Raw genomic sequence first — 5,115 nt, 5'->3', positions numbered from 1 at the left:
ACGCGTCAACTAATCCTCCTTCCGTGATGCCCCCTATTCTAGTAGGGGGCACTGTCCGGAAGAAAAGAGGCACCTCAGCCGGCCTTTTGGCGGTGCGGTGTTAGCTCAGATCTTGTGGTCGCAGATCGTGGTCGCCGCGATCGTCGGAGGCCCTGGTGGGCAGCAGCCGGCGAGACCGCAGGATCGCCTGACGGGGTCGTCTCGGGAATCGGTTCGAGTCGCGCGGAGGCGACAGCGCCGTAGCTCTGCCTATGCTGTGGGTCATGTCCGAGGTGGGGTCCGCGTCCGAGACGCCTGTGGACGCGGCGGTCGGCGGCATCGTCGCCATCCACCACTTCGGCCTGACCGTGCGGGACATCGAAGCCAGCGCCGCCTGGTACGAGAGCGTCCTCGGCTTCACGCGGGTAGGAGAGTACGAGGCCCCGGACGGGTCGCGCCGCAAGGTGTTCCTGCGGCACCGGAAGCCTGCACATCCGCCTTGGGCTCACCCAGCACCGCGACGGCGACGACAGTCCGTTCGACGAGACGCAGGTGGGCCTCGATCACCTGGCGTTCGCCGTGGCCAACCGGGACGAGCTGGATGCGTGGGCCCGGCGGCTGACGAACAGCGGAGTCATCCACTCGGCGGTCGTGCCGGCGAACTCCACTCCCCGCGCGACCAGAGCCGCAGGCCCGATCCAAGATCGGCGCCAGATCCAGTTTTCAGAGACGGTTGACACCGCGCGGCGATCGGTTCGCCGCGGCGCCGGGCCAGGTACCAGCGGGTGCCCGAGTGCAGGCCGCGTAGGGCACCGCGGACCGCCGGGACCTGGGTCGCCCGGTGCATCGGCTGACGCCACGGCGGTTGACGACCCTGCCGGCCGGCCATCGTATAGGCGAACGACACCACGTCGTGACCAAGGTACCGGTCGGCCTGCTCGAACCAGGTCATGCTCGTGCGGGCGGCCGCCTGCATCGGCCGCAGCGCCCGGCGGCCCCTGTTGTCGAACTCGCGCAGCGCCGACCGGGCATCGTTCGCGTGCCCGTGCAGGATCCGCGCGAGCATGACCGCGTCGACGATCGCCAGCGCCGTGCCCGAGCCCAGGGTGAAGTGCGTGGTGTGGGCGGCGTCGCCGACCAGAACCACATTGCCGTGGTACCAGCACTGGTTGGTGACATCGACGAATCGCTGCCAGCGCGCGGTGCCGCTGTCCGTGCCCGGTGCCCGGCCCTCGGCCTGCGCCTGCGCCTGGCTGACCAGCGCGTGGCCGCCCAACGGCTCAGCGAAGATCCTCTCCAGGATTCGTAGCGTCTCCTCGCCGCCGCGGGAGTCGAAACCGAGACCCTGCCACGTCCGCTCGGTGCACTCGACGATGAAGGTGCTGAGCCCGGCGTTGGACGGGTAGGCGTGACACCAGATCCAGCCGGCAGCGGTCCGCTCGAACGCGAAGGTGAAGCTGTCGGAGAACCGATCCGTGCCGAGCCAGAGGTAGGGGTTGGTGCCCCTGGTGACGCTGGTCCCGAACAGATCGCCGCCCGCCTGGCGGACCCGGCTGTTCGCGCCGTCGGCCGCCACGATCAGATCGGCGTCGGCATACGGGGTGAGATCGTCGACCTCCTGCCGGTGGACTACCCGGACGCCGAGCTCGACCGCGCGTCCGGCGAGAACGCGCAGCAGTTCGGCCCGCTGGATGCTGAAGCCGTAGCCGGTGAGATGAGCCACCCCCTGCCCCCCGAGGCTGATGCGCTGCTCCTGCCAGAGGGCGGACCTGGCGCGAATCTGCCGGGCGCTGCGCGGGTCCGTATGGAAGAAGACATCGAGCAGGTTGTCCCAGTAGACGACACCCCAGCCATACGTCGCGCCCGGCGGGTTGCGTTCGAACACGGTGATCTCGTGACCCGGGTTGCGCAGCTTCGCGGCGATGGCGAAGTAAAGCCCAGCCGGTCCGCCGCCGACGCAGACGATCCGCATGGCACGTCCCCTCGTGATCGTGGCGCAAGCCCGCGCATCCGCGCACCGGGACCCGAGACGGCGTGTGGCGACGGCCGATCGATCGCCGGCTCGTCGCCACGCCGCTGCTGCTGGACAGCCCGCCGCTGGTGGACAGCCCACCGGTGCTGGTGGACAGCCCGCCGGGCGGGCCCTGGTCTGAGGACACTACGGACCACCGGGACTACGTGCGGTCAGGTGCTTTGGGCTACCAGCCCCAACCGCCCCAACCGCCCCAGCCTCCCCAACCGCTCCAGCCTCCCCAACCGCTCCAGCCGCCCCAGTGACCCCAGCCTCCCCAGCCACCTCGGCCGCCGAAGAAGAAGCCAATGAAGCCGGTCGCCTCGAGGAAGGATCCCTGGTGCTGGAGGATGGGCGGGTCATACGTCGCTTTCATTCCTCAATCACCCGCCTAAATGGACCATCTTTCTTTTATGTCCGGTCGGTCGGCTGCCGGCCCCCGGTGTCCCGGTTACGGCCTCAGCCCTGGCTCGGTACCCGGACAACTACCATTCTGCACCGGTCCGATTCAGCCACGGTTCATCCTGGTGCCTCCGGACCCAGGTCGTATGATCGAAAAAGGCGGTGTTCAGGGTCGTACTCGCTTGGTTTCGTAGGCCCAGAGGACGATCTGGACGCGGCTGCGGGCCCCGATCTTGTTCATGAGACCTGAATTTGTCCCAGTTTCGTCCACGAGTTGGGCTTTGAAGGGTTATGCGGCTTGGTGGTACTCGTAAAAGCGGCTTGCGTGTTCGTGGGGGCTGAGGTAGCCATTGGTGGAGTGCCGGCGCCGTCGGTTGAGAAGCCCTCGACGAAGTCGAAGATCGCGGCGCGGGCCTCGCCGTGCGTGGCGCATCTGGTGCGGTCGGGGAGCTCGCATGCGAGGGTGGCGAAGAACGACTCGGTGACCGCGTTGATGCTCCTATGGGCGCTGTTGCATTCGGGGGATCCGGCGGACGCCAGCGGGGGCTCCGGCGACCGCGGTCAGACGGCGTGGGCGAGTTCGGTGGACGCGGCTGCCAGCCGGAGCTGCGGGTCGGTGTCGGCGGCGAGCTCGTGGTGGCCGCGGCGGATGTTCTGAACCAGGGCATGCCCGGCGCTGATCGTCTGGACTGAGCGCAGCCGTTTCAGCCCGCGCATCGGTCGCAGCCGAGCTTTCAACCGGCCGTGATCGGCTTCGATCCGGTTGTTCTCCCGGGCGGCGTCGACGTGTCCCGGCAGGCACGACCCTCCGCGGTAAGGCCACCACCATCCGCATACCTCATGCCTCCGGTATGAGCCGGTTTCGACTGGCGCATACCCGGCCACACCGGATGTGATCAAACAGACCCCGACCGTTCAAGGTCTGGTAGCGCCGGGATAAACTGGCTTGGAGAAGGAGATGGAAGAGCTCTACGTCGAAGGAGTAGCGACCCACGACGACCCCGAGCCATGTGGCTGCTTCCGTAAGGGGGCTGCTGAAGCGTTGGTAGGGGCACGTGTAGGCCGGGTTATTGAGCCGCGAAATGAACAGTTCCAGGGTGCCGACACGTTCAGATCCGTGGAAGGCAACACCGCCGGGAGCGTTAGTCGCGAGTTCCCGGGGGACCCGGCGCGGTCAGAGAACCATGGCATGCACGGAATCTCCAAGCACGAGAACCGGGAGATCCCGTGTCCGCCCGTCGAAGTGATGACCGGCGGGACGCCCAGGGAACGCCGAGGCGGTAATCCTGGGATGCACGGACACGGGAAGTCGGACACGCCAATAGTACCTGTGAACCTGCCGAACAAGCCCGTGCGAGCGGGTGCGGAGGCGGGGGAGGGAAGGGGCGTGGCCAAGGGGAACACGACCAGCGAAACACGCCCCGGACGCAGAGCCGGGCCAGGCGTGTCAAGCCCGTTGGATCGTGTGCGCCTAGCCGCACGGCAGGACAAGGGAATACGGTTCACCGCGCTGCTCCACCACGTGGACCTAGACCGTCTGGAGGCGGCGTTCCGGGCGATCCGCCCGCAGGCCGCGCCCGGCGTGGACGGGGTGACGTGGCGGGAGTACGGGCAGGACCTGGAGGGCAACCTGCGGGACCTGCACGCCCGGATCCACTCGGGGCGTTACCGGGCGAGTCCCTCGCGGAGGGTGTACATCCCGAAGGCGGACGGGCGGCAGCGGCCGCTCGGTATCGCCACGCTGGAGGACAAGATTGTCCAGCGGGCGGTCGTCGAGGTGCTGAACGCCATCTACGAGGAGGACTTCGTCGGCTTCTCGTACGGGTTCCGGCCAGGGCGTAGCCAGCACATGGCGCTCGACGCGCTCGCGGTCGGGATCCAGCGGAAGAAGGTGGGCTGGGTGCTCGACCTGGACATCCGGGATTTCTTTTCCAGCCTCAGTCATCAATGGCTGGTCAAGTTCCTTGAGCACCGGATCGCGGACAAACGGATCCTGCGCCTGGTCCAGAAATGGCTGAGTGCGGGAGTCATCGAGAACGGCGCGCGGTCGCAGACAATGGAAGGGTCACCGCAGGGGGCTTCGGTATCGCCGCTGCTCGCTAACGTGTACCTGCACCACGTCTTCGACCTGTGGGTGCGGTGGTGGCGGAATCACTTCGCGCGCGGTGACGTGATCACCGTGCGCTTTGCTGACGACGCTGTCGCCGGCTTCGAGTACGAGGATGACGCGCGGCGGTTCCTTGTCGATCTTCGGGAGAGGTTCGCGAAATTCGGCCTGGAGTTGCATCCCGACAAGACCCGGCTGATCGAGTTCGGGCGGTTCGCCACCCGGAACCGGTCGTGGCGCGGGCAGGGCAAACCCGAGACGTTCAGCTTCCTGGGCTTCACGCACATCTGCGCGACGGGCAAGCGGGGCTACTTCTGGGTGCGGCGGGTCACGGACAAGAAGCGGATGGCGGCGAAGCTACGCGAGATCAAGATCGAAGCGAAGCGGCGCAGCCACCTACCCATCCCCGTCCAGGGGCAATGGTTGCGCAGCGTGGTCAACGGCCACCTGAACTACTATGCCGTGCCAGGCAACATGAACGCGACGGCATCCTTCCGCTACGAGGTGCTCCATACCTGGCACAAGGCGCTATCGCGCCGTAGTGAGGTGCCTCTTTTCTTCCGGACAGTGCCCCCTACTAGAATAGGGGGCATCACGGAAGGAGGATTAGTTGACG

General features: G+C 67.1%; 3 protein-coding genes and 1 pseudogene. 2 read left to right on the top strand and 2 right to left on the bottom strand.

What is annotated here, in order from left to right:
* Window positions 1-251: 251 nt before the first annotated feature.
* Window positions 252-716, top strand: coding sequence for a VOC family protein (locus MXD95_RS07360; RefSeq protein WP_308301459.1), 465 nt, complete (start codon window positions 252-254; stop codon window positions 714-716).
* On the opposite strand, the gene MXD95_RS07355 is transcribed toward MXD95_RS07360, so the two are convergent.
* Both MXD95_RS07355 and MXD95_RS07345 read right to left on the bottom strand, forming a co-directional pair.
* Entirely contained in the window at window positions 614-1,951 is a 1,338-nt protein-coding gene (locus tag MXD95_RS07355) for an FAD-dependent monooxygenase (RefSeq protein WP_250639788.1), read from the bottom strand. The genes MXD95_RS07360 and MXD95_RS07355 overlap by 103 nt on opposite strands.
* 1,002 nt (window positions 1,952-2,953) lie before the next feature.
* Window positions 2,954-3,181: pseudogene (locus MXD95_RS07345) on the bottom strand (DDE-type integrase/transposase/recombinase); the annotation flags it as partial.
* A 598-nt stretch (window positions 3,182-3,779) separates the two neighbouring features.
* On the opposite strand from MXD95_RS07345, the gene ltrA reads away from it, so the two are divergent.
* Window positions 3,780-5,115, top strand: a 1,336-nt coding sequence (gene ltrA, locus MXD95_RS07340) for a group II intron reverse transcriptase/maturase (RefSeq protein ID WP_250639787.1), incomplete at its 3' end; no start/stop codon positions are given.

Origin of the sequence: Frankia sp. AiPa1, from assembly GCF_023243075.1 — a bacterium.
Lineage (GTDB): Bacteria > Actinomycetota > Actinomycetes > Frankiales > Frankiaceae > Frankia.
Note: the sequence above shows the minus strand (reverse complement) of the source record. Positions and strands in the feature narration are given on the sequence as shown.